This window comes from Methylobacterium sp. CCH5-D2 (genome assembly GCF_001556475.1).
Lineage (GTDB): Bacteria > Pseudomonadota > Alphaproteobacteria > Rhizobiales > Beijerinckiaceae > Methylobacterium > Methylobacterium hispanicum.
This window is the reverse complement of the sequence record NZ_LSIX01000352.1, coordinates 1-3,844: the sequence shown is the minus strand read 5'-3', so window position 1 is coordinate 3,844 and position 3,844 is coordinate 1. Positions and strand designations below refer to the sequence as shown.

Annotated in this window: 4 protein-coding genes; 2 read left to right on the top strand and 2 right to left on the bottom strand. The window is 71.4% G+C overall.

Annotation, left to right across the window (positions count from 1 at the left end; translation table 11 throughout):
- On the bottom strand, positions 1-678 hold a 678-nt coding region (locus AX737_RS09245), incomplete at its 3' end, for an FAD-dependent oxidoreductase (RefSeq protein WP_197430517.1).
- The gene (locus AX737_RS09240) at positions 675-1,622 is read right to left on the bottom strand and encodes a LysR family transcriptional regulator (RefSeq protein WP_066920800.1); all 948 of its coding nucleotides are present in this window, start codon (positions 1,620-1,622) and stop codon (positions 675-677) included. The genes AX737_RS09245 and AX737_RS09240, both read right to left, overlap by 4 nt.
- Before the next feature lie 185 nt (positions 1,623-1,807).
- Here AX737_RS09240 and AX737_RS09235 point away from each other — a divergent pair, with 185 nt between their 5' ends.
- Positions 1,808-2,866 carry a class 1 fructose-bisphosphatase gene (locus AX737_RS09235; RefSeq protein ID WP_066920797.1) on the top strand — a complete coding sequence of 353 codons (1,059 nt, stop codon included), beginning with the start codon at positions 1,808-1,810 and terminating at the stop codon, positions 2,864-2,866.
- Between the two features lie 19 nt (positions 2,867-2,885).
- A complete protein-coding gene (locus AX737_RS09230) occupies positions 2,886-3,746 on the top strand; it encodes a phosphoribulokinase (protein WP_066920796.1) in 861 nt (286 codons plus the stop codon).
- The last annotated feature ends 98 nt before the right edge of the window (positions 3,747-3,844 follow it).

Below are 3,844 nucleotides of genomic sequence, written 5' to 3'. Positions count from 1 at the left end.
GTCCGCGAGCCTCACCCCGGAGACCCGGCCCTCCCGTCCCTCGACCGCGGCGATCCCGGCCCCGAAGCGGAACCGGACCCCGGCGACCTCGTGGGCACTTCGGAAGAAGGCGGCGGTCTCGGGCGAGACCGCGCGCGCCATCGGCCGCTCGGCCAGCTCGATCACCGTGACGGCGACGCCCCGCGCGGCCGCGACCGCGGCGAATTCGAGCCCGATGAAGCCCGCGCCCACCACGACGGCGGCGCGACAGGTCCCGAGGGCGGCCTTGAGCGCGTCCGCGTCCGCGAGGCCGCGGAGCTGGTGCACGCCCGCGAGGTCCGCGCCCGGCACGGGCAGCGGCCGGTTGCGTGCGCCGGTGGCGATGACGAGGTGGTCGTAGGGGATCCGGCCGCCCGTCGTCACCAGCCGTCGGCCGTCGCGGTCGATCGCCTCCGCGACCAGGCCCGGACGGAAGGCGATGCGATGCTCTTCGAGATAGGCGGCGGGGCGCAGCGCCAGAGCCTCCGCATCGGTCTTGCCGGCGAGATAGGCCTTCGACAGGGGCGGCCGCTGGTAGGGCAGGGCGGTCTCGTCGCCCACCAGGGTGAGCGCACCGGCAAAGCCCGCCTCCCGCAGGGAGGCGGCGGCCTGGAACCCGGCCTGGCCTCCGCCCAGGACGACGATGCCGGCCTCGCTCACCGGGCGGCTCCGGCCGTCATCGCCCGCACCGCGTCGAGCCGCGGCAGGCAGCGGGCGCCGTCCCGGTAGAGATAGTCCCAGAAGGCCGCCGCCGCCGGGCCCAGCACCTTGTCGGCGCGGCGCACCACGTACCAGTCGCGCCGGATCGGCAGGCCCTCGACGTCGAGCAGCACGAGGCGCCCGCTCTCGACCTCCGCCGCGACCGTGTGGGCGGAGAGCAGCGCGATGCCGAGGCCCGCCATCACCGCCTGCTTGATCGTCTCGTTCGAGCCGGTGTCGATGCCGAGCTTGGCCCGGCGGATGATGATGCCGCTGATGAACTCCTCGAACACCGTGCGGGTGCCCGAGCCGTCCTCGCGCACGAAGAAGGGCTGGTCGGCCAGCGCCTCGCGCGGGATGTTGCGGCGGCCCGCCAGCGGGTTGTTCGGCGCGGCGATCAGCACCAGCGGGTGCGGCCCGAGCTTCTCGGCCTCGATCGCGAAGTCGCGCGGCGGACGGCCCATGATGGCGAAATCGATCTCGTAGTTGCGCAGCGCCTCGACCGTCTCGCCGCGATTGCCGACCGAGAGGTTGATCTCGACGCCCGGATGGGTCTCGACGAAGCCCGCGATCGCCCGCGGGGTGAAGTACTTGGCGGTCGAGACCACGCCCATCGCCACGCGGCCCCCGGCGCCGCCCTTCAGGGTGCGCAGGCGGTCGGCGCAGCTCTCCAGCACCGTGTTGATGCTGTCGATCGCCCAGAGCATTTCGCGGCCCGCATCGGTCGGCTTCAGCCCGTTCGGCGTCCGGTCGAACAGGAGAAGGCCAGCCTCCTCCTCGAGCTGGCGGATGCGGGCGTAGAGGGCCGCCGAGGTGACGTTGAGTTCCTGGGCGGCGCGCGTCATCGTGCCGAGCTTGGCGACGGCGGCGACGGCCTGGAGCTGTTTCAAGGACAGGTTGCGCATCAATTGCTGTTCTAGTTTTTTTGTAGGCGGCCGCAAGATATTTTAGAATTCTTGAGCACCCGCGCCACGCCTCTGGCGATCCGGACCGGGCGCGCGGTATCATCCGGGCGCGGCTCCGGTTAGAGGCTTCGCCTCATGCCGGGTCTTCCCGGCCCGGATACACGGACATGCGAGGGCTAAGAGCGATGGCGGACGGGTCTCTTGAGGTCGGAGCGCATCTCGACGCGTGTCTCGCGCGGGCGGTCTCGCACAACCCTGCGCTGAAGGACACGGCCGCGGTCGTCTCGGCCATCGCGGGCGCCGCCATCACGATCAGCGAGGTGATCGGCCGCGGCGCGCTCGGCGGCGACCTCGCGGCGGCGGGCTCGCAGAACAGCGACGGCGACGTGCAGAAGGCGCTCGACGTGATCGCGCACCAGCGCGTGACCGAGGCGCTGCAGGCCGCGCCCGTGGCCGAGGTCGCCTCCGAGGAGGCCGACGAGGTGATGCGCCTCAATCCCGGCGCGCCGCTGGCGGTGGCGATCGACCCGCTCGACGGCTCGTCGAACATCGGTGTCAACATGGCGGTCGGCACCATCTTCGGCATCCGCCCGGCGGTGCAGGACGAGGCCAACCCGATCGCCTCGTTCACCACGCCCGGCACGGCCCAGCTCGCGGCCGGCTTCGTCACCTACGGCCCGGCGACCGCGCTCGTCCTGACGCTGGGCGAGGGCACGCAGGTCTACGTGCTCGACCGGGCCGAGCGCGCCTTCCGGCTGACGCATCCAGGCCTCGACGTGCCCACGACGGCGAAGGAGTACGCGATCAACGCCTCGAACGCCCGGCACTGGGAAGGGCCGATCAAGGCCTTCATCGAGGATTGCCTGCGCGGCGCCGAGGGCCCGCGCGACAAGGACTACAACATGCGCTGGCTGGGCTCGCTGGTCGCGGACGCACAGCGCGTGCTGATGCGCGGCGGCGTGTTCCTGTACCCGGGCGACCAGCGCAAGGGCTACGCGCAGGGGCGGCTGCGCCTGCTCTACGAGGCCGCGCCCATCGCCATGCTGATGGAGCAGGCGGGCGCGGGCGCGACGGACGGCGAGCGCCGCATCCTCGACATCGCGGCCACCGGCATCCACGAGCGCGTGCCGCTGGTCTTCGGCTCGACCGAGGAGGTGGCCTGCGTCGCCAAGTACTTCGACGGCCGCAACCACGCCGCCGGGCGCTCGCCCCTCTTCGGCCAGCGCGGCCTGATGCGCAGCTGACGCCCCACGCTCGCACGCGATGTCGGCACGCCACCCCATCATCTCGGTGACCGGCTCCTCGGGGGCCGGCACCACCTCGGTCCGCAACACCTTCGAGCAGATCTTCCGCCGCGAGGACGTCAGCGCGGTCTACATCGAGGGCGACGGCTTCCACGCCTTCGACCGCGAGACCATGCGGGCGATGATGGCGCGCGAGCCGACGCTCAGCCACTTCGCGCCGCGCGCCAACCTGCTGCCGGAACTCGAGGCGGTGTTCCGCAGCTACGGCGAGTCCGGCCGCGGCCGCACCCGGCACTACGTGCACGACGCCGCCGACGCCGCCCGCTACGGGGTGCCCGAGGGCACGTTCTCGCCCTGGGAGGATTTTGCCGCGGGCTCGGACCTCCTGTTCTACGAGGGGCTGCACGGCTGCGTGGTCGATTCCAGCGTGGACATCGCCCGCTACCCGGACCTCAAGATCGGCGTCGTGCCGGTGATCAACCTCGAATGGATCCAGAAGCTGCACCGGGACCGCTCGTTCCGCGGCTACTCGACCGAGGCCGTCACCGACGTGATCCTGCGGCGGATGCCCGACTACGTGCAGACGATCTGCCCGCAATTCTCGTGGACCGACATCAACTTCCAGCGGGTGCCGACGGTCGATACCTCGAACCCCTTCATCGCCCGCTGGATCCCGACGGCCGACGAGTCGATGGTGGTGATCCGCTTCAAGGACCCCAAGGGGATCGACTTCTCGTACCTCGTCTCGATGATCCACGACAGCTTCATGAGCCGGGCGAACTCCATCGTGATCCCGGGGGGCAAGCTCGACCTCGCCATGCAGCTCATCCTGACACCGATCATCATGCAGCTCGTCGAGCGCCGGCGCCGGCTGGCCTGATTCGAACCTTGCCCCCGGGCACCGAACCGCGCGCGGGCCGATGCCGGCGCCCCGGCGGAGCCCTATCTGACACGCCCCGAAAGGCCTCTCCCATGACC